The organism is Ferroacidibacillus organovorans (assembly GCF_001642725.1).
GTDB classification, from domain to species: domain Bacteria; phylum Bacillota; class Bacilli; order Alicyclobacillales; family SLC66; genus Ferroacidibacillus; species Ferroacidibacillus organovorans.
Map to the genome: position 1 here is coordinate 1 of NZ_LSUQ01000016.1, position 21,113 is coordinate 21,113.

General features: G+C 54.0%; 18 protein-coding genes, 1 pseudogene and 1 other annotated feature. Of the genes and pseudogenes, 3 read left to right on the plus strand and 16 right to left on the minus strand.

Annotation, left to right across the window (positions count from 1 at the left end):
• On the minus strand, positions 1-540 hold a 540-nt coding region (yunB, locus tag AYW79_RS07010; protein ID WP_067563758.1), incomplete at its 3' end, for a sporulation protein YunB.
• Between the two features lie 152 nt (positions 541-692).
• Entirely contained in the window at positions 693-1,937 is a 1,245-nt protein-coding gene (tyrS, locus tag AYW79_RS07015) for a tyrosine--tRNA ligase (protein WP_067563761.1), read from the minus strand.
• 90 nt (positions 1,938-2,027) lie between these two features.
• Between tyrS and AYW79_RS07020 the strand changes: the two genes are divergently transcribed.
• A complete protein-coding gene (locus AYW79_RS07020) occupies positions 2,028-4,457 on the plus strand; it encodes a transglycosylase domain-containing protein (protein ID WP_067563764.1) in 2,430 nt (809 codons plus the stop codon).
• Here AYW79_RS07020 and AYW79_RS07025 read toward each other — a convergent pair.
• A complete protein-coding gene (locus AYW79_RS07025; protein ID WP_067563767.1) occupies positions 4,397-6,739 on the minus strand; it encodes an endonuclease MutS2 in 2,343 nt (780 codons plus the stop codon). The two genes, AYW79_RS07020 and AYW79_RS07025, sit on opposite strands and share 61 nt — an antisense overlap.
• Before the next feature lie 92 nt (positions 6,740-6,831).
• On the opposite strand from AYW79_RS07025, the gene AYW79_RS07030 reads away from it, so the two are divergent.
• Positions 6,832-7,173 (plus strand): phage holin family protein, encoded by a 342-nt coding sequence (locus tag AYW79_RS07030; protein ID WP_067563770.1) that lies wholly within the window; start codon positions 6,832-6,834, stop codon positions 7,171-7,173.
• Positions 7,174-7,245: 72 nt separating this feature from the next.
• Here AYW79_RS07030 and AYW79_RS07035 read toward each other — a convergent pair whose 3' ends face one another.
• From AYW79_RS07035 to AYW79_RS07075, 9 genes and pseudogenes are all read right to left on the minus strand, one after another.
• The gene (locus tag AYW79_RS07035) at positions 7,246-7,812 is read right to left on the minus strand and encodes a CvpA family protein (RefSeq protein WP_067563773.1); all 567 of its coding nucleotides are present in this window, start codon (positions 7,810-7,812) and stop codon (positions 7,246-7,248) included.
• A 5-nt stretch (positions 7,813-7,817) separates the two neighbouring features.
• Positions 7,818-8,108, minus strand: a complete 291-nt coding sequence (locus tag AYW79_RS07040; protein WP_067563775.1) for a cell division protein ZapA — start codon at positions 8,106-8,108, stop codon at positions 7,818-7,820.
• Positions 8,109-8,162: 54 nt separating this feature from the next.
• Positions 8,163-10,589, minus strand: a complete 2,427-nt coding sequence (gene pheT / locus AYW79_RS07045; RefSeq protein ID WP_067563778.1) for a phenylalanine--tRNA ligase subunit beta — start codon at positions 10,587-10,589, stop codon at positions 8,163-8,165.
• A 16-nt stretch (positions 10,590-10,605) separates the two neighbouring features.
• Positions 10,606-11,646, minus strand: coding sequence for a phenylalanine--tRNA ligase subunit alpha (pheS, locus tag AYW79_RS07050; protein WP_067563781.1), 1,041 nt, complete (start codon positions 11,644-11,646; stop codon positions 10,606-10,608).
• 103 nt (positions 11,647-11,749) lie between these two features.
• Positions 11,750-11,998, minus strand: a binding site (T-box leader).
• 81 nt (positions 11,999-12,079) lie between these two features.
• Positions 12,080-12,910, minus strand: coding sequence for a TrmH family RNA methyltransferase (locus AYW79_RS07055; RefSeq protein ID WP_067563783.1), 831 nt, complete (start codon positions 12,908-12,910; stop codon positions 12,080-12,082).
• An 11-nt stretch (positions 12,911-12,921) separates the two neighbouring features.
• A complete protein-coding gene (gene kynU, locus AYW79_RS07060; RefSeq protein ID WP_079291002.1) occupies positions 12,922-14,280 on the minus strand; it encodes a kynureninase in 1,359 nt (452 codons plus the stop codon).
• Positions 14,260-15,165, minus strand: a pseudogene (locus AYW79_RS15830) (aldo/keto reductase); the annotation flags it as partial. The pseudogene AYW79_RS15830 and the gene kynU, both read right to left, overlap by 21 nt.
• 93 nt (positions 15,166-15,258) lie before the next feature.
• On the minus strand, positions 15,259-16,029 hold the full coding sequence (locus AYW79_RS07070) for an alpha/beta hydrolase (protein WP_067563786.1): 771 nt from the start codon (positions 16,027-16,029) through the stop codon (positions 15,259-15,261).
• Positions 16,030-16,251: 222 nt separating this feature from the next.
• On the minus strand, positions 16,252-17,457 hold the full coding sequence (locus AYW79_RS07075) for a helix-turn-helix domain-containing protein (protein ID WP_079290967.1): 1,206 nt from the start codon (positions 17,455-17,457) through the stop codon (positions 16,252-16,254).
• A gap of 270 nt (positions 17,458-17,727) precedes the next feature.
• On the opposite strand from AYW79_RS07075, the gene AYW79_RS07080 reads away from it, so the two are divergent.
• Positions 17,728-18,867: a hypothetical protein gene (locus tag AYW79_RS07080; RefSeq protein ID WP_067563791.1), complete on the plus strand. Its 1,140-nt coding sequence runs from the start codon at positions 17,728-17,730 to the stop codon at positions 18,865-18,867.
• Between the two features lie 92 nt (positions 18,868-18,959).
• On the opposite strand, the gene AYW79_RS15505 is transcribed toward AYW79_RS07080, so the two are convergent.
• From AYW79_RS15505 to infC, 4 genes are all read right to left on the minus strand, one after another.
• Positions 18,960-19,607: a hypothetical protein gene (locus tag AYW79_RS15505; protein WP_143216172.1), complete on the minus strand. Its 648-nt coding sequence runs from the start codon at positions 19,605-19,607 to the stop codon at positions 18,960-18,962.
• 187 nt (positions 19,608-19,794) lie between these two features.
• Entirely contained in the window at positions 19,795-20,154 is a 360-nt protein-coding gene (gene rplT / locus AYW79_RS07090; RefSeq protein ID WP_067563797.1) for a 50S ribosomal protein L20, read from the minus strand.
• Between the two features lie 62 nt (positions 20,155-20,216).
• Entirely contained in the window at positions 20,217-20,414 is a 198-nt protein-coding gene (rpmI, locus tag AYW79_RS07095) for a 50S ribosomal protein L35 (protein WP_067563799.1), read from the minus strand.
• A gap of 26 nt (positions 20,415-20,440) precedes the next feature.
• Positions 20,441-20,917 carry a translation initiation factor IF-3 gene (gene infC, locus AYW79_RS07100; RefSeq protein ID WP_231877758.1) on the minus strand — a complete coding sequence of 159 codons (477 nt, stop codon included), beginning with the start codon at positions 20,915-20,917 and terminating at the stop codon, positions 20,441-20,443.
• Positions 20,918-21,113: the final 196 nt, after the last annotated feature.

Below are 21,113 nucleotides of genomic sequence, written 5' to 3' on the forward strand. Positions count from 1 at the left end.
GACTTGCGCCATGATGTGCAGATAAAGGATATGCACCGTTTGATTGATGCCGGCCGACTGCACAACCGGCTCCACTTCGCTTTGCGCCGAACCGAGCGGTACGATGCGAATCGGGATCGACGGCCCGAGCGTGGCGAGAATCGCACTACCGACGGCCTGGAGTGCCGGCACGTAAATCGTGCGTTCTTCAAGTCCTGCGAGCACATGCTGCACGCGGAGCGTCGTGAGACTCTCGATGCGCGCAACCTCAGCAAAGTTGAAGTGGGCGCTCGTCACCCGTCCAGCCTTATCCTTTTCATAGATGACCAGTTTTTCGTATTGCGCGTCTTCCGCAATCCGCTTCGTCAGCGCGTCATTGATCGCCTGCGTCGCCATCTGGCGGGCAAGCCCTGTCGCCATCGCCATAAAGGGCGGCCGCAGACTGCGATCGAGAAGATAGATACTCTCATAAAACAAACCGAGTGAAAAAACGAGAAAGAGCAGGCTCGCGGCCGTGGCGCGACGCACACGGTTCATTTTCCGTCGCGACTTGAATCGCATGAAAGATCACCCACCGTTTCCGCGCTCCTGCGAGCGAAACGCGACGTGGCAAGACGGCAAAACCGCCTGACGCTATGATCCATTCTATGCTGACAAGCCCCTGCATGAGTCCCTCTCTTTATTTATTGCGCGAAGTCTATACGAGCGCTGGTCTATCCCTGTACGTCCAACTTGATAAAACGCCGTTTCCCGACCTGCAGCACCATTCCCGTGCGCGGCTCAAACTCAAGCGCTGCGTCATTTACAGTCTCACCATCCATCTTTACGCCACCACCCGCAATCAGACGGCGCGCTTCCGAGTTTGACGGCGCCATTCCCGCCCGAACGAGCAGCGGGACAAGCGCAACGCGCTCTGCCTCAAGCGCAAAGCTTTCGATCTCATCCGGCAAGCTGCGCTTCTGAAAGACGCGCACGAACGCTTCTTGCGCAAGTTCCGCCGCCGTCCTCCCGTGAAAACGTGTGACAAGCGCGTGCGCCAGCTTCATTTTCGCATCGCGCGGGTGAACCGTCCCGCCTACGAGTCCCGCTTCAAGCGCCTCCACTTCATCTTTTCGCAGTCCGCTCACGAGCGTCAAATACTTTACCATCAGCTCATCCGGGATCGACATCGCCTTCCCGTACATGTCCTTTGGCTCATCGTCGACGCCGATGTAATTGCCAAGACTCTTCGACATTTTTTGGACGCCGTCAAGCCCCTCGATCAGCGGCATGGTAATCACGACCTGCGGGGACATGCCATACTCTTTCTGAAGCGTCCGGCCCATCAGAAGGTTGAACGTCTGATCCGTTCCGCCAAGTTCCACGTCCGTCTCAAGCGCCACGGAGTCATACGCCTGCATCAGCGGATAGAACAGTTCGTGAATACTGATTGCCACGTTCTCGCTAAAGCGTTTCTTAAAGTCATCCCGCTCAAGCATGCGCGCCACCGTCACCGTTGCGCCGAGGCGCAACACCTCTGCGAACTGAAGCGATGACAGCCACGTCGCGTTGAAGTGAAGCATCGTGCGCTCCTCGTCGAGCACTTTAAAAACTTGCGCGCGATACGTCGCCGCATTCTCCTGCACTTGCTCTTCCGTGAGTTGTTTCCTCGTCTCCGACTTACCTGTCGGGTCGCCGATGCGTCCCGTAAAATCCCCGATGACCAATTGGACATGGTGGCCCAAATCCTGAAACTGGCGCAGTTTGTTAAGCACGACCGTGTGCCCGATATGAATATCTGGAGCGGTCGGATCAAGCCCCAGTTTCACGCGCAGCGGTGTCTTCGTCTCCAAGCTTCGCTTTAGTTTTTCGAGCAATTCTTCTTTGGGAATGACATCCACTGCGCCGTGACTAAGAATATCGAGTTGTCGCAGCGCTTCTTTCTCTAGATCCAAGACCTTCCTGCCCCTTTCACCCATCCGCGTGGAATTACCGTCCAATTATCGCACATACTACCTCAAAGATTCACCAGAGATCGCACGCGATGCGATCTATCAGGAGGTGCACCTTTGCAGCGTCGCAGCGAGCGTATACCAAAGAAAACTTCCCGCAAGCGGCGCCGGGCGCGCCTGATGGTGCTTGTATCTACCCTCGCCGTCACCGTGGGTTCTGCCTTTGCTCTGACCGCGTCCTATGTGAAAACCTTACCGACGCTCGATCCAAACACGTTAAACGAGACAAGTCAGTCGACCCTCGTCTATTCTGCCGACCAACAGTGGCTCGGGTGTTTTGCGGCAGACGGTGATCGCCGTCCGCTCAAATCCTTGCGCGACGCGGGCGCGTGGCTTCCACGCGCGTTTATCGCGGCAGAGGACAAAGATTTTTTTCATCATCACGGCGTGGATTTTTCCGCCATTGCGCGCTCTGCGTTTCAAGACATGAAGTCACGCTCCATCGTCGGCGGCGGATCGACAATCACACAGCAATTGGTGAAACTGACGATTTTCCCACGCCAACAGCGCACGATTGAGCGAAAAATTCAAGAGATCCTCTTGGCACTAGAGCTCGAACGCCGTGAGGCCAAACCAACCATTCTCTTACAATACCTGAATGCGCTCTATTTCGGAAAGATGGGTGGCGTTCAAGTCTACGGCGTCGAGAGCGCCGCACTCCACGCGTTTGGAAAACACGCGCGCGACCTGACTCCAGCGCAAGCGGCGCTGCTCGCGGCCATTCCAAACCAGCCGACGCGTTTTGCGCTGCGCGCGGACAATGTGCATCTGGCTCGTCGTCAGGCGTACATTCTATCTCGCATGCGTAATTTGCAGATGCTTTCAAATGCAGCATATCGCCACGCTGTCATAGAGCAGTCCCTCGCACACCTCAACCCAGAACGCCTTCATCCCGCGCCATATGAGAGTATGTACCCCTACGTGATGACCCAGGTGAGTCGCGAAGCGCCTACCTTGATCGCAAACGCATTGCAGATGACACCCCTTGAAGCGGAGTTGCAATTGCAAACGAGAGGATTGCATATTGTAACGACGATTGACAGTCGCTTGCAGCGTGCCGTCCACGCCGTCATGACACAAGACCGCCTGTTTTTGACGGCGAAAGACAGATTGCGCGAGGAGGCTGGAGTCGCACTGGTGAGTACTGCGGACAGCCGAGTCTTGGCCATCGGCGGCGGGCGCGATTTCACGCAAAATGAGGTGGACCACTCGCTCGCGCTGCGCCAGCCGGGTTCCTCGCTCAAACCGCTCATCGTGTACGCGCCAGCGCTTGACGCTCACCGCTTAACCCCCGGCTCGATCGTCGATGACGCACCGCGCAATTTCCCTGACCCAAACGCACAAAATCACATCTGGTTCCCTAAGAATTGGGATAGCAAGTTTCACGGACTCATGACGGTGCGCGACGCGCTGATGCAATCCTACAATGGCCCTGCCATCTCTATTCTCGAAGGCATTCACCCGGCGACCGGGTATCAATACGCAGAAGCGCTCGGACTGCACGGACTTGCGCGCGAAGACGCGATGAGTCTGGGGCTTGCGATCGGCGGGATACGCGGCGGTGTCAGTCCACTCGAGTTGGCGAGCGCCTACGCGGCGTTTGGGCACGACGGGTCGTATACGCCACCCCATCTGATCGAGCGAATCGAGGATCGTGATGGCCACGTCATCTATCAGGCGCACCCGCACGCCATCCCCGTATTTTCGCGCGCGACGACGCACATGATGACAAACATGCTGCAAAGCGTACTCGCAAGTCCTTACGGCACAGCCTATCCGCTGCACACCTTGGCAGGGACGTGGGCGGGTAAAACGGGCACCACGGACGAAAACAGGGACGCCTGGTTCATCGGCTACAACCGCGCGCTCACCGTCAGCATTTGGATGGGGTACGATCTGCCTCACCCCATTCCAGACGCGCCGCGCGGAACACTGACAGGACACCCGCTCGGCTTATTCTCCGCGCTGGCACACACGAAGGAGATGGCGCAGGCGCTTCGCACGTACGGACGAATAACCCAAGCCGAAAAAGCTGGGTCACCCGACGCTGCGTTCGTTCGCGCGCACGTCTGCACCAAATCAGGTGCGCTCGCATCCCCCTATTGTATTGCGGCGAAAGACGACGAGTGGGATGAATTTCCCAAAGGATCTGAGCCGACGTCCGTCTGCCTGATGCATCGCCAAATCGCAGTGACGTCCTATCAGCATCAGTGGGTTCTCGCCACCACAGAGACGCCACCCGCCGAGATTCGCTGGATGATCTTTCTCGATCGCCGCGTCATGCCGCAAGACAAAGCGCTAGACAAAAAGTATGAGCCGCTCGATTGGAAGATGATCATACCAACGCGCGCAGACCCGCGCGGTGGAACGCCACTGTGTGAGATTGGCGAGGCGCCTGAGCCGTCCGCTTCAACCGATCCGCTCAATCAAGCGAGTTCGATGACCGTCACGCCGCTGCCGCCTTCTCCCTCACCGCCTTGGCGATAGGTGCGAACGCGCCTATGTGTGCGCAAATAGAGAAGCAGGCCTTCGCGCAGCGCACCCGTCCCTTTTCCGTGAACAATGGTCACCTGGTGATAGCCAGAGAGCACCGCCTTGTCAAGGTAGCGATCGACTTCCACCATCGCTTCTTGCACCGTCTGACCGCGCACGTCAAGCGTTGGCGACACGCCTTCGCTCGCCCGTTTCACCATGACGACAGGCGCTTCAACCTTTTCGGCGCGACGCAAGAGTTCCATATTTTTGCGATTGACGCGCAGCTTCATTGAGCCGATAGCCACGAGCCACTCGTCGCGCCCCACCTCTGACATAAGCGAACCCTTTTGTCCGGCGAGAGAGAGAACGCGTACTTCGTCGCCTTCTGCGAGCGTTTCATTTGAACGTTTGCGTGGCGCCATGACAAGCGTAGGATCAGGTGCAAGCGCCCTCATCCTCCCCCTCACCGCCGTCAACTCGTGATCCTTGACTGCGCCTGAAGTCGCCATTTCACGAAGCTGCGCAATCAAATCGTCTGCCTCACGCTGACTGCGTTTGACATACGCGCGAATCTCTTCATCCGCTTTTTTCTTGCGCGACATCCGCTCTTCTTCCTCGATGCGCGCGCGCTCCTCCAACTGTTCGCGCAGGCGTTCGACATCTTGGCGCGCGCGATGCGCCTGTTCGTGATCTTCGCGCGCATCGTGGACGCGCTGCGTGAGATGGGAGATCAAATCTTCGACACGCTCATCTGTCGTTGTAAGCCGTGCCCTGGCCTGTTCAATGAGTGTCTGCGGTAAACCAAGGCGTTCTGCGATCGCAAACGCGTAAGACTTTCCAGGGATGCCAAGCTCCAGGCGATACGTCGGCGTAAGTGTCTCCACGTCAAAGGAGACACTCGCATTGATGGTTCCTGGCGTAGTGTACGCGTATGCCTTTAATTCGCTGTAGTGCGTGGTCGCGACCGTCCGAATTCCGCGCGCGCGCAGTTCATCGAGGATCGCCATCGCAAGAGAAGCGCCTTCCGTCGGGTCCGTGCCCGCGCCGATTTCATCAAAGAGCACCAGGCTTGTCGGACTTGCCTCACGCAAAATGCGGATGATATTGGTCATGTGGCTAGAAAACGTCGACAAGCTTTGTTCGATACTCTGCTCGTCTCCGATATCTGCGTACACCTCATCAAACCACCCGATCCGCGTGCCTTGCGCCGCCGTCACATAGAGCCCAGAGAGCCCCATGATCGTGAGGAGTCCCATGGTTTTTAGCGATACCGTTTTCCCGCCCGTGTTTGGCCCTGTGATGAGCAGTTGCGTAAACGAGTCTCCCAGGCGAATGTCAAGCGGTACGGCGCGCGCGAGATCAAGGTGCGGATGGCGCGCTTGAACGAGTTGAAGGATCGGTTGCTCGTCTAATTCCGGCTTCACCGCGCGTTCCGCGTGAGCGTAGGCTGCTTTGGCAATCGCAAAATCAAACGCACCAAGCACCTCGAACGCTTCGAGGAGCACATCCGCGTTCGGCGCTGCGTACGCCGACAGCTCGCTTAGAATGCGCTCAATCTCGCGCTCTTCGAGCAATGCATAGCGGCGCAGTTCATTGCCGAGTGAGGCGACCCGTTCCGGTTCAATAAAATAGGTGGCGCCAGACGCCGATTGGTCGTGCACGATGCCGCGCACATGTTGCGCCGCATCAGCGCGCACCGAGAGACAAAGACGGTCGTTTCGCATCGTCACAATTTGATCTTGTAAATAATTCTGTACACTCGTCGACTTTACCATTTCATCGATCGTTCTTCTCATGCGCTGCGTAACGGTGCGCATGCTCGAGCGCAAATCAGCGAGGGTCGCGCTCGCTTGATCGAGCACGCGCGCGTCTTCGTCAATACAGCGGAAAATTTCGTCTTCTAGCGTTTTAGGAAGATCCAGCGCCTGAAACCGCTCTGCAAAGCGCGAAACTTCTGCGCGCTCACTCAGCTCCATAAATATGCGCGCAAAGCGGCGCACGCTGCGCGCCGTTTCTGCGAGTTGAAACAGTTCACTGGGGCTGAGAATTCCTCCCACGCGCGCGCGCATCACGGCGCTTCGCAGATCCTTAGTGCGCGCAAAAACAGCTTCACCTTTCAGACGATAATAGGCGCTTCCTTCCTCCGTATCTGCGAGGGCGGTGCGCGCGTCCGTGAGCGTCGCAAATGGGCGCAGTGCACGCGCGCGCTCTTCACCATAAGGCGTTTGACAGCGCACCGTTACAGCCGAGACAATCTGTGCAAAATCGAGCAGTCGCAAGACGCGCTCGTTCATCCGTTTCACTTCCCAGTTTGTTGAATGATGATGGATAGGACGGTACGTACTTAGGCAACACTAGACGCACACATCCATGGAGGTGATGACTCATGCTCGGAGTCATAGTACGTTTTGTCGTATCCGCGCTTGTGCTCCTATTTATCGGCGACATCGTGCGGGGGTTTTATATTTCAGGATTTTGGACGGCCATCTTCGCAGCCATCGTGATTGCAGCGATCGGTTGGGGATTTGAAAAATTGTTTGGTCGCAACATATCGCCTTATGGGCGTGGAATTGTCGGATTTCTCGTAGGTGCGGTCGTCATCTACATTGCACAGTTCATCGTGCCTGGCATGCATGTGACCCTTCTTGGCGCACTCCTCGCATCGCTGATCATTGGTATCGTCGATCTCTTGGTTCCAACGACGATGCGCCGTCACGTGAATTCGTAATCACGCCTTGCGCCTGCCGCATCACGCAGGCGCCTTTTTCTTTTGCGACGGCTCAACCCGAGTTCTGGCGCGCTATGCTTTTGGCGGCTTGAATCCCTCTAAATGTTCGAGCGTCATGACAGGACCCTCAAACATCGGCGCGAGTGCAGAGTGGCGAATCTCTTGTTTCACGGGCACAGACGGGATGTAGGTTGCAACGCTCAAGAGCACTGCGATCAACACAAAGGCAACGCTTGCTCCCGCGATCAGTCCCGCCATGCGATTGACGAGAGACAACACCGGAAGTGAAAACAAGGCGTTGAGCAGATGCCCGAGGTAGCGAATCAAAAGTAGCGACACGTAAAACACGATCCCGAACGAAATGGCGCCAGCGATCGCCGTCACCGCCGACTGAACATTGTTAGTTCCCGTCAACGTTCCGACGAGCGGAATGTTTCTCAGAGAGACCGCTCCGTGAATGACATACCCTTTAATCCACGGTGTTACGATCGGCACAAGCCACGCGTGAAACTGCCACGCCGCGACATACGCAATGACGGTGCCTAAAAGGCGCACCATCTGCGCGATGATGCCCGTGCGATAGCCGTCCCACGCGCTAAAGAGCAGCACGAGCAAGATGACATAATCTGCAATATCCACGGATCTTATCCTTTCGATTCTTCTTCCTTTTTAACGATTCCCGCATCACGCTCAAGGGCTTCGAGAAGTGCATCATATTCGGTTTCTAACGCATCGTATTCTTCCGCGAAGTTAAGTGCCGCAAGCACGGCGAGCGCGTGACTGTCCAAGCGCGGATGTTGCTCAAAAATGCGATTCATCGCCTGATCCACGCGCTCTGCCAGGCGAATGACACGTTCCGGGTCGTTAGAACCCCTCACTTGATAACTATGGCCAAAAATTTCAACCTGCACACGTTTTCGTGGATCTGAATCCATGCGTACGGCACCTCCACCTGCATCCCAATTCGCGATTCTTCGAAAAAATCCTGCCTAGGAGCGCAAAACAGCGCCACAGACAGCGTGCGCTTCCGCGATGATCGCATCAATGCGCCCCGCGATATCTTCTTCACTCATCGTTTTTGCTGTGTCGCGAAACACCATTCGTAGCGCGACACTCTTCTCGCTCGCGCGGACGCGCTCACCTACATAAACGTCAAAAATGCGTACCGAGACGAGTTGCTCTCCTGCCCTTGAACGAATCGCATCAAGCAGTTTCTGGGCTGGCATACTGCGTGAAACAACGAACGCCAAGTCGCGCTCTACCGCCGGGAAGCGCGGCAGCGGTGTAACGGCGAGCGTGCGCTTTGCGTGCTTGATCAACGCGTCAAACGATACCTCAAACGCGACGCACGCCGGCGCGTCAAACGCCTTGACCACGAGGTCGTGCACGCGGCCGATATATCCGACCGTCTCACCGCCAACTGTGACGTCAGCCGCGATTCCGCCGTGCAAATAGGGGTGCGCCGCAGCGTGAAACGAGACGTCCTTGATACCGAGTCGCGCAAATACGCCCTGAAGATGCGCTTTTGCATCGTAAAAATCATAGCTGCGCGCCACTTGCTGAGGGTCTTGTTCCGTTGCAAGCCCTGTGAAGAGACCGATCAGCCGGCGTTCCTCGCGCGGCAATTCGGTCACCGGGAGCGCGCGCGGAGTAAACACGGCGCCGATTTCAAAGAGCGCGAATCCACCGTGCTGCCGTTTTGCGTTGTAGCCGGCCACATCGAGCAGCGCTGGCAGGAGGAGCGTCCGCAATTCTTGTCGTTCGTCAGAGAGTGGATTGAGCAGCGGTGCAGTTTTCGCGAGCGGGTGATCGTTCGGCAAGCGCAGCTTGTGTCCCACGTGCGGACTCTGCAGCGCATACGTCCAGACCTCCTGCATTCCGAAGCCCATCAACGTTTGGCGAACTGTCCGACGGATCTGTTGCGCATCCGTCAGGTGACCTGCCGCAAGCGCCATCGTTGGCAAGGTAGATGGGATCTGGTCATAGCCAACCAACCGCGCAAATTCTTCGATCATATCCTCTTCGAGTGTCACGTCAGGTCTGCGCGTCGACGGTGTAATCCGCAACACCGCGCCATCCAAGACAACTTCAAACCCGAGCCGCGAACAAATGGCGCGCATCTGTTCTGTGGGGACGGTAAAGCCGAGCACGTCACACACGCGAGACGGATGTACCTGAATTTGCGCGGGTCGGCGGCGGTCGCCATCGCCCTGCGCGATCACCTCTGACGCGACAACGCCTCCTGTCCACGCGACAATCAGTGAGACTGCGCGCGCGAGCGCCGGGAGCAGCACCTCTGTATCCACGCCCTTTTCAAAGCGCGCGCTCGCTTCTGAGCGCAGATTAAGATCACGCGCCGTCCGTCGAATGTGTTGCGCGTCAAAGCGCGCCGACTCAAGCGCCACGCGACGCGTCTCTGGCCCTATCTCTGAGTTAGCGCCACCCATCACGCCAGCGAGTCCAATGCTGTGCTGAGCGTCGGCGATCACGATCATGTCCGCTTCGAGTTGACGCTCGCGTCCGTCGAGTGTCACGAGTTTTTCACCAGTGCGCGCCTGACGCACCACGATGGTCTCTCCATGAATCGCTTCACAGTCAAACGCATGTAGCGGCTGTCCCCACTCCAGCATCACATAGTTTGTCGCATCGACGAGCGCGTCAATCGGGCGCACGCCCACCGCGAGCAACCGCATTTGCACCGCAATCGGCGACGGTCGATTCGCGACATGGTCGATCACTTGAGTCGCATAAAACGAACACGCCGACGTTTCGATCGCCACGTGCAAGGGGATCGCTTCCGCTGTCCGTGGTTGATGTACGGGCAAAGGCGGCATGTGAACCGACTTCCCGTAAATCGCTGCGACTTCATAAGCCACACCGCGCAGGGAGAGACAGTCTGCCCGATTCGGCGTAAGTTCAAGTTCCATCACCGTGTCATCAAGCCCGAGATAGGACACGATCGAAACCCCGATCGGCGCGTCATCCGGCAGCACGAGAATGCCTTCGCTCATCGACTTTGGCAGCAGTTTCGCGTCGAGTCCGAGCTCTTGCGCAGAGCAGATCATTCCCTCCGAGCGCACGCCCCGCTTATCCGCCGCCAAAATGGACCCACTGGGAAGCTGTGCGCCAACTGTTGCGACCGGCACCTTCTGCCCCGCCGCCACATTCGCCGCGCCGCAGACGATCTGGCTCCTATTCGCTTCTCCGATATTCACGCGACAAATGCGCATGCGATCTGCGTTTGGATGGGGCAACACTTCTTCCACATGCCCCACGACGACCCCGGACACATCAGGCGCAAACGTCCACATGGATTCGACCGGAATTCCGGCGCGCGTCAGATCAGCGGCTACCTGCTGCGGCGTTTGCTCCAAAAGTTCGACATACTCGTTGAGCCAATTCCACGTGATTTTCATGGTGCATCTCCTCTCCCTACCGTGCGAGTCCTGAAAATTGCCGCAGCAAGCGCAAGTCATTGACATAGAAGTGACGAACGTCTTCCACTTGATACATCAGCATCGCGACGCGCTCGACGCCCATGCCAAAGGCAAAACCAGTGCATACCTGCGGGTCGTAGCCGCCCATCTCAAGGACGCGTGGATGCACCATCCCGCAGCCGAGGATTTCAATCCAACCCGTGTGCTTGCACGTGCCACAACCGCTCCCGCCGCAGTAAATGCAGCGAACGTCAAGCTCGGCACTTGGCTCCGTGAACGGAAAATAGCTCGGTCGCAAGCGCACGTCCTGATCCGCCCCAAACATCTCCCGCGCAAACGAAAGCAGCATGCCTTTGAGATCGCTCATGCGGATGCCCGCACCTACGACCAGACCTTCGACCTGCGTGAACGCGTGAGAGTGCGTCGCGTCGTCGTCGTCGCGCCGATACACACGCCCTGGCACGATGATGCGAAACGGTTGGTTGTTCTCCATCCGCAAAAGGGTGCGCGCCTGAACCGGTGACGTATGCGTCCGCAAGAGCACATCCGGACTCAAATAGAACGTATCCTGCATATCGCGCGCCGGGTGATCCTTGGGGAGATTGAGCGCTTCAAAGTTGTAGTAGTCGAGCTCCACCTCAGGGCCTTCCTCAACGGTGAACCCGAATCCGACAAAGATATCCTCGATTTTCTGAATGACAAACTGCAGAGGGTGAGGCGCTCCGATCGCTCGGGTACGCGCGTCAAGCGTCACATCAATCGCTTCAGCCGCCTCCCGCTTTTCTCTCTCTGCGTCCTCCATTAGCGAGCGTCGCTCGCCAAACGCGTGTTCGAGTCGATCCCGCACATCGTTTGCCAATTGGCCCATCCGCGGGCGCTGCGTCGCATCCACCTGCGAGAGTCCGCGCAAAACGTTCGCAAGCTCCCCTTTTTTGCCGAGATACATGACGCGCCACGCATCGAGTGCCTCCAAGGTTTCCACCGTTTGCAGGGACTCAAGTGCGCGCGCTTCAAACGCCTCCATCTTCTCTTCCACACGCATTCCTCTCCTTCATATCGCGTCACAACACATGTCACACACATCGCCTTGCGGATCACACCAGCGTTTATCATCCTCAATTCAAACAAAAAAACCTTCGTCAAGGGACGAAAGTCGCGTCGTATCGTGGTACCACCCTAGTTTCACTTCAAAGCTGTGCGCACGAAAAAATACGTCAGTGAAGTGCTCTCATGCATAACGCGCATACGCGGAGCCGCCTACATGCCTCACCGTTCAGCGGTCACTTCACGAGTGAACTTCACTTCGCATTGATGAGGAACGCTCTCAATCTCGGCGTCCCATCCCTGAACATCTCGCGCAAAGCTACTCTCTCGATCATCAGTTTGATGAAGATTATACCGTTCCCCCTCCCTTGACGCAAGGCGTACCGGTTTGAATCCGCTGCTCACATTTTCGCGTGAACAGTGCCTTACTTTCGCACCAAGCGCTGGCGCAGCGATTCGTACAGAATGACGGATGCCGCGATGGCGACGTTGAGCGACTCTGTTTTCCCAGGCATCGGAATGGTGATCATCCGCTCGCACAGGTCACTCGCGTCAAACGAGAGCCCGTCCGCCTCAGAACCGATGAACAGCGCAAGTTTTCCCGTCAGATCTTCCTCGTAGAGCGAAGTGCCGTCAAGATCCGTGCCGATGACGCGGTAGCCTTCTTCGTTTAAACGTGCGCCGAGTTCTTCAAACGTGTCCGTCATGCGCGCAATCTGCAGGCTTGGAAGCGATCCCATCGCAGCGCGCACGACCTTTGGACTGTACACATCAACGGTTCCCGGAAGCGTCACAATGCGCGTGCATCCAACGGCGTGTGCGCTGCGCAAAAGGGCGCCCAGATTGCCCGGATCCTTTACGCCGTCAAGGAGAAGCAGCGGGGCGGCGGCAACCGTCGCATCTCCCTCGCCCTCGTCGACGATTGCGCGCCAGTCCGCGTCTCCCATGCGCGCCACCCCGATGACCCCTTGTGGATGCTCTGTGTCAGCGATTTTTGCGATTGCATTCGTTCCGACTGGGAGCACTTCGATCCCCTTCTTGCGCGCCGCAAAGACGAGATCGAGCGCCACGTCTGGCAGGGGTATCTCGTCATCATAAATGAGTGTCTGCAGGATGTCGCCACACGAAAGATAGGTGTCGACAGCGCGCACGCCCTCGACAAGGTAGAGCTGTTCACGCTCGCGTTGTTTCTTATCTTTTAGCGCCGCGAATCCCTTGACGCGCGGATTTTGCAGCGATGTGAGTGATTTTTCCATAACTTCTCTCCTTATGCAATCACGTTTCGTCCCGCATCGTGCGCCTCATACAAGCGTTCGCGCAGAATCCGATCGAGTACCTCAAGGGTTGTGACAAGATCTGCAAACTGCGTGTACAGCGCGACCGGCGCGAGACGAACGATGTTCGGCGGCCGAAAATCAGGCGTCACACCGTGTTCTTTGAGCGCCTTCGCAATGCGATCGGCGTGTGGGTGAAGCAGTGCCACATGTCCACCGCGGGCCTCGGCTGCGCGTGGCGTGCCAATCTGCAGTTCGGGGTATAGCGCGCCAAGTTGCTCAAGACCCTCCATGAGAAGGTCCGTTAGCGCGAGCGATTTCTCGCGAATCCGGTCGATGCCGATGTCAAGAAAAAGCGGAAGCACGCCAGCAAGACCGGCAAGGCTCAACATGTGCGGCGTGCCCTGCTGAAATGCGCCTGCGCCTTTTGCGCGCGCAAACGACGGCGCCATGTCAAACTGGCGTGTCTTATCCGATCCCCACCAGCCTGGAAACGCGGGGGGCACAGCGTGATGGCGCTCGTGGATAAAAAGTCCAGCCACAGCGCCCGGGCCCGCCGAGAGGTACTTGTAGTGGCACCACACCGCAAAATCCACCTGGTCATCATGCAACGCATGTGGCATCGCGCCAATCGAGTGCGAGAGGTCGACTCCCAGGAGAATCCCCTGCGATCGCGCTCTGGCTGCAATCGGAGCGATAGGGAGTCGCTGACCGGACTGATAGAGTACACTTGAGAAAAAGGCAAGTCCCACATCGTCGCGCATCTGAGTGAGCAAGTCGTCGATCGATAGGTGTCCATCACGCGAGTCCACCCACACGAGATCCCGCTCCGGATCGCCGCCTTGGTTTGCCACGTGCGCCTTGATCGCGTACACGTCCGTCGGAAAATTGAGCGCATCGATCAAAACCCGCCGTTTTCCGGCGCGCGGCTTATGAAGCGTCGCCAAGAGATGGTGAAGGTTGGATGTGGTCGAGCCGGTTACTGCGACCTCGCTCGGTTTGGCTCCGATGAGCGTGGCCACTCCCTTGGCGCATGACTCGGCCATGGAAAACCACGGATCCGGCTCGCTTGACCAGCCGTCAATCCCCGAGTGTTTCCACGTCTCAAGAACGCCTAACACCGCTTGTTCTGCGTCGACAGACAGAAGCCCGAGCGAGTTTCCGTCCAAGTAGATTCCTTGCGGAAGATAAAAGCGATCGCGCATGCTGCGCAGCGGATCCGACGCGTCAAGTGTGAGCGCTCGCTCGCGCAGCGCCTGCCAGTCTTTGCCGTTAACGTCTGTCCTAAAGCCCGCCACGCCTTTTACACCCCATTCTAATACTCCCACGCGCGGATGACTCGAAGAAACCATGTCAAGATCAGCCGCCTTCGCGTTAAACTCCACCTGCTCGACACTCTTGCAGCCGGGGATGACGCTTGTCACCGCAGGATGCATGAGGCACCACGCCAAGGCCCACTGCGCCATGTCGACACCTTCTGGAACCTCTGCGCGCGCGATCTCTTCAACCTGCTTCAATTGTGCCTGAACCGTCTCCTGCGCACGATTGGCTCGCACATCCTGCCCTGAAAAGACGGTGCCCGGCTTATACTTGCCGCTCAAAAAGCCACTCGCCAGAGGCACGCGCGCAAGCACGCCGAGATTTTGCTGCTCGCACGAGGGAAAGACGCGCTCCTCCGGTTTGCGGTCGATGCGATTGTACACGACTTGAATCACCTCCGCATTGACGCGGCTCGCGTTCTCCGTTTGGAGGAGATTGTCGTTGCTGCCAATTGAGATGCCCAAATGCCTGATCTTTCCCGCCTGTACCTGTTTGTCGAGCATCGTCCACACGTCATCCTGTTGAAACGAATCGTCACTCCCTGAGTGAAACTGGTACACGTCGATGTAATCCGTGCGCAGCGCCTTGAGAGAATCCTCCAATTGCTTTTTTATTTCATCGGCTGTCCACAGTTGGACTCGACTGGCATGTCCGCTAAACTTGTGCCCAAACTTTGTGGCAATCACCCACTGGTCCCGCTCGCGCGATGTCGCACCGCCGACGAGTTCCTCCGACAAGTGATCCCCATAGCACTCTGCCGTATCGATGAGATTGATCCCGAGTTCCTTGCCTCGTCCAATCATCGCATCCACTTCGCGCTGCGAGAAATCCTTGCCCCACTCTCCGCCAAACTGCCACGTGCCAATGCCTATCACCGATACCTTTTGTCCTGTCTTGCCGAGCTTTCGATATTTCACATGGCTCATCTCCTATGTACATTGATTTCAACTTTAGCGCCTAGACCCGAGCGAACATCTACGAGGTAAGCATAACATGTTCGACAAGTTCACCTATGCAAATAAGAATGAGAATACATCCGGAATCCTCTTCCGAAACTCTGAATAATTGTGTGCCGCGCCATTTACCAACTGAAAATGGGTATGCGAAACTTTACTCTTCACGATATCGTAGATCGCTTTATTCGAGTTCACAAATTCTTGACTGATCCGCGGATCCCCCATCGCTTCTTCCGTACCACAGTCCATATAAAACCGTTCGAGCAAAGAAAGATCCGACTCACGCAATAGCGCTTCGATTTTTTCCTGGTTCCGGTAAAATCCAGAAGAGATACCCGCCACTCTACGGAAAACTTCGGGATACTGACATGCTGCAAATGATGAAATCAATCCTCCAAGCGAAACCCCTGCAAGATACGTTTGATGAACACGCGTGCGAAAGGTACCGTCGATCCTCGGTTTCAGTTCATTGACCAAAAAATCAACATAGGCGTTACCCTTGCCACCCATAGTTTGTCGATATCCTATGATTCTTTCACTGTACGCGCCATTCATCCACGGACAATACTCATCGATGCGTTCTTCACGAGAAGCGGCAGCATCGATCCCTACCACAATAAGCTCCAGACTCGTTTTCTCTAGATACAACTCTAATCCTAATGAAACACCACCTATGGCATCCCCATCTCGAAAAACATTCCTTCCATCGTGCATATAGAGCACTGGATAATGCGCTTCACTGTCGAAATAATCCCGCGGAAGATAAACCCTGATGGTTCTCTCCGTATGAAACGGCGTCATTTTCATTGAGAATGTCTGAAGCAAGGCGCATTACCTCTTTTTTATTTTGATATTGCATTAATGAGGATCGAAAATAATCATAAATTGATCGAATTTTTAACCGGTGTCTTTATAACGTGTTCGCGGTTTTTTGAATTGGTGGTACTGGTCCTTCAAAATTTGGCTTTATTGCTAAACCATATGTCAATAGAACAATTGAAACCGCAAACAAACCGATAAACAAGCATCCTTTACATAAACGTTTCATCACGATGCACCTTCCGTAGGACTGAATTTTGAAACTAACGCCAAGACGGAGCTTGCTTCATCGTACGCAAGGGAACTTTGCCCCGCTCGTGCTCGGCGAAGTGCTCCACTCGCAGCATGATAATTGTCGAAAGCTAAATAGTATTCGGCGATGGCCAACCAAATTCGCGCGTGAGAAGAAACTGTGTTTGGGAGTGCTTCGATCTGCGTCAGGGCTTCATCACCTACCACGCGGTTTTTAGTACCTGCCGCGATAAGAATTTTTTCATAAAGCAATTGACCGAGCGCCTCAACATTGTTCTTTTTAATTGCTAGACATTCGTCAAGTAATGTGAGCGCTTGATTCCACTCCTTAGCCAATCGATGCAAAACCACACGGGCATGTTTCAATTCTGTCTTAATTTCACTCATCCCAAGATTATCCGATAGTTTCTGGATTCGCTGCAACCGACCTTCCACGTGATCTATCATCCCTCTATTGAGGTGAGTAGTCACCCATCCCAATAATGCCCATACCTCTAAATGACCGTCACCGCACTGTTTGGCTGCTTCAATAGATTCTTCAAAATAACATTCGGCATGTTGCAAATCTCCCATTAATAAATATCCACTACCGATATTGATATGCATGCGGAGCCATCGCTCATCAGAGGGACTCACCAAACTGCTTGCAAGTGAAAAAAACGTAATAGAATGATCATTCTGCCCTAATTCTCGATAACAACGTGCTAATGTTTGTAGAAACGGGTACATTGTATCATCTGAATTCGGAAACTCCCGCTGAACCAGCAAGGGCAACAATGTGTTAAGCGCATCGTGCCATTGCCCAAGTTCACACTGTGCCAAACCTTTATGCCATTGAGCATGCGATGCTTTATGCGTGTTGTTATAGGAACGGCAAAGTTCTAACAAGTTATCCCAGCATTTGAGAGCTTCAGACCAACGTCCTTCTTTTTCGGCAAAATTACCTTGTTTAAAAAGAATTAATAACAACTTATTTACCTTTTCATCTATATTGTTATCGAAAAAAACGGAAACAGAAACATCCAATTTTCTTGCGAAATACTCGAGGTTCTCGTAGCTGGGGAGTCGTTCTCCAGATTCAAAAAGACTAATCAATTGCCTTGAAACTCCATTCGTGGCGAGATCACTTTGTTTTAATCTTCGTTCCAATCGAATACTCCGCAACGTTTCTCCGAAAGGCATTTTTCAACCCCCAATCTCAAGCTGGCAATTTTAAAGAATGATTTATAACAGTAATTTAACACGATAAATCAGATTTCCTAAAAACTCACGTGACACAAATTGTAACTTATGTCATGCGTGTATCCGATACACAAAAATGATAAGGTTTCCTTAGAGTACTCAGCAATACAAAATGACCAAGGTGATTATATTTTGTAATTCTATACATTCAATGTTCAAAACGAGGAGATCGAGTATCGCGGCCTCCTAACCTACCAGGAGGTATATCCAATGCGCAAAACACAAATAGCTACCCTTCTTTTACTACCCGCGATCCTTACAGGTTGTGCATCGACCACCTCTGCGCATTCTAATCATCCAACAAAAGGGTCACACTCTGCAACAAACGTCTCAAATGCCACGACTAAAGAAATCAATGCAACCCATTTTGGCTACGAGAGTTACGGAATAAAAATCCACTTTTCCTCAAATAAATATCAAGTTCAAGCGTATACTCCCTCTCTTGGTTTTATAGGCATAAACTCGGCTCTTAAACCCTATTCTCGCTATAAATTCAAAGCTGGGTACGGATCCATGATTCAGCTAAGCACCAACAAGGTGTTGCCTCAACCTTCGCCAATTATTGGATATGAACCCGCCTTTATCCTCTCGAACGGACAGTTTTTGTGCTATATCTATCAGTCTCAAGGAATAGGCCCTGATTACGGCGAGATCGTCTACGCCTACAACATTAAAACTAAAATTACAACTAAACTCTGGAACCCAGCGAATGGCACAAATCAGCAACTCTCTAATTTTCATCTAACCGGAAATCAGCTCTACTTTGCGGTTCAAAGCACAAAAGGAAACACCGCATTTGTTCAAATTCATCGAGTTAATTTGCCGACCATGCGTCAGAACATTGTATTTTCATCTAAAGGCGGTATCAATCAATACGTCGTGGAGGATTTTGCTATATCCAAAGGAAAAATTGGAATCATTTGGACGCCAGGGAGTCATTTCATACCTGTCGTAGACCACAACCCGTACGAACCGTATGATGTAACCATTGGAGCCATCAACGGAACTACAAAAAAAGTCATATTTAGAGGCGTTAATGCAGGTGCCTTCAATATGCAAGCGAAAAACGGAATATGGGCTTGGTCTGATCTAACATCCGGTGTAGAATGTTATTCATCACGCATTAACACAGTATGGAATGTCTCCAGTCAACCATCCTATGTGAAAACAGATGGTGTCACAGTATGGTGGAGATCTGTAAATACGAATCAATGTGGTGGATTTGATACAAAAACACAAAAATTTGTTAAATTCAACCAAATAAAAGCTCCATTCACCCCAATTATTTCAGACGGTCGCGTAATACTGCTTACTGGCATCCACACAGATTATTGGACTCTAACCAAGTGAAAACTCCGCGTTCCGGCGTAAAGATCATACCCATGTCAAGGCAGTTCGCTCCTATGCCATTGACTACCCTACATTTGCAGTCGATAAAGAACTCACAAACGCCTAAAGCTCTTGTCGCTCACAGCCTGCGAAGAGGCACCCTTGGCGTGTGTAACGTTCGGATGGCTAGTGCTTCCCACCGCATTCATAGGCACCCGCCATTTATGCAAGAAGCTCATGATTTCACGCTTTGCCCGGCTTCGATTTCCGACAATGGTGGCATCGATCGCATAAGTATACCGGTTTCCATAGGCAATCACCCAGTACTCATACGTTGCAATGGTAGAATCAGCCGCGGCTGGTGGGGTTCTCTCGTTAAGCACGAGCATTACCTTCCCAGCGGATGACGATACCCTTTCGTGACTCAAAACCTGAGAGTGATTTCCCACAACTAAAAAATACCTTTCATGCTTAACGTATGAAGGTGGCAGACTCGTAATCAGGAGCTGAATCGATACATCCTTCCAGCGAACAGAATGTTCTGGCGTAACAACCTTCCCATTCGGCAATGTCAAGGATGTCTGAAACCATTCATTTGTTGGTCTCTTTTGATGAAGGGTCGTTCCCTGGTGAGCCGTATCCTTGCTCCTTGATGTGGCATGGGCAGAGCCAGACAAACTACCACAGCCACTGAGGATCAGCAACGATGCACCTAATGTACCGATGAGTAAACGACGATAACTCGATGTGTGTTTCATCATTTAGTAAATCCCCCCACATTAGCAGATCGATCGCAGTTAACTTGCAAATTACACCAAAAGAGCTGCGCCGACTCGCGGACGCAGCTCTCTCGAAATCCTGTGGTATTGTCGCGATCAGCGCAGCGACGCGCCAAACGCGTATAAAACAACCGAACGTGCCGTACGCAGTACAGCAGCGCGCAAGTCTTTACGCTTGCAGTTTCGTTTTCGCGACACCCGCGAGTTCGGAAAACGCATGCGCGTCCGAAACCGCAAGGTCTGCCAGCATTTTGCGGTTCACTTCAACGCCCGCTTGCTTGAGTCCAAACATCAGCTTGCTGTACGACAGACCGTTCTGGCGAGCTGCCGCGTTGATCCGCTGAATCCAAAGGCGGCGGAAATCACGCTTGCGGACGCGACGGTCGCGGTACGCGTACATGAGCGACTTCATAACTTGTTGGTTCGCGGTGCGGAACAAGCGGTGTTTCGAGCCAAAGTAACCTTTAGCGAGCTTTAAAATCTTTTTGTGGCGACGACGCGTGATCGTTCCACCTTTAACCCTTGGCATACGTAAAATCCTCCCGGTGCGTGGTTCTCATTTCATCAAACGCTCGCGAGCAGTTCGATGTCTTATAGGTACGTGATCATCTGTTTGATGCGTTTGACATCAGACGGCGACATCGTCGTCGAATGGCGCAGTTGACGCTTACGCTTTGCAGACTTGCTTGTAAAAAGATGGCTTGTAAACGCGTGATTGCGCTTGATCTTCCCGGAGCCTGTCTTTTTAAAACGCTTCGCAGCTCCGCGATGAGTTTTCATTTTCGGCATGGTGTACCTCCACAGCGCACGTGCGCTTACGATGTTTTTTCTGCGTTGTGACGGGGATTCAAAATGATAATCATGTTGCGACCCTCAAGGCGCGGCGCGCGCTCAAGCGTTCCGAACGGTTCCAACTCTTTGACCATCTTTTCAAGGACAGCCTGCCCGATCCCCGGGTGCGTAATCTCACGACCGCGAAAACGAACCGCCGCCTTCACTTTGTCTCCCTCTTGGAGAAACTTTGTGGCTGCTTTGACCTTTGTTTCGAAATCGTGATCCTCAATATTTGGCGTCATGCGAATTTCCTTGATCATGACAACCTTTTGATTCTTACGCGCCTCTTTCTCTTTCTTGCTCTGCTCGTACTTGAATTTGCCATAGTCCATAATCCTACAGACCGGCGGTTTCGCCGTAGGAGCGACATTGACGAGATCGAGGTTTTTCTCCATCGCGATCCGAAGCGCCTCGCGAATGTTTACAATCCCGAGTTGGGCGTTTGCTTCGTCGATCAAGCGAACTTCGCGCGCGCGAATGCCTTCGTTGATCTGTACGTCCTCTTTGCTAATCGTTCAACACCTCCGCAGTCTTTTCTTCCTTTTGCCTTGCCATCACAAAAGAGTGCGCGGATTCGCATCCGCGCACTCACGTCTCGCTATCGTCCATCCATCATCATACACTAGGACAGGCAGCGACCCATAGACACTCATG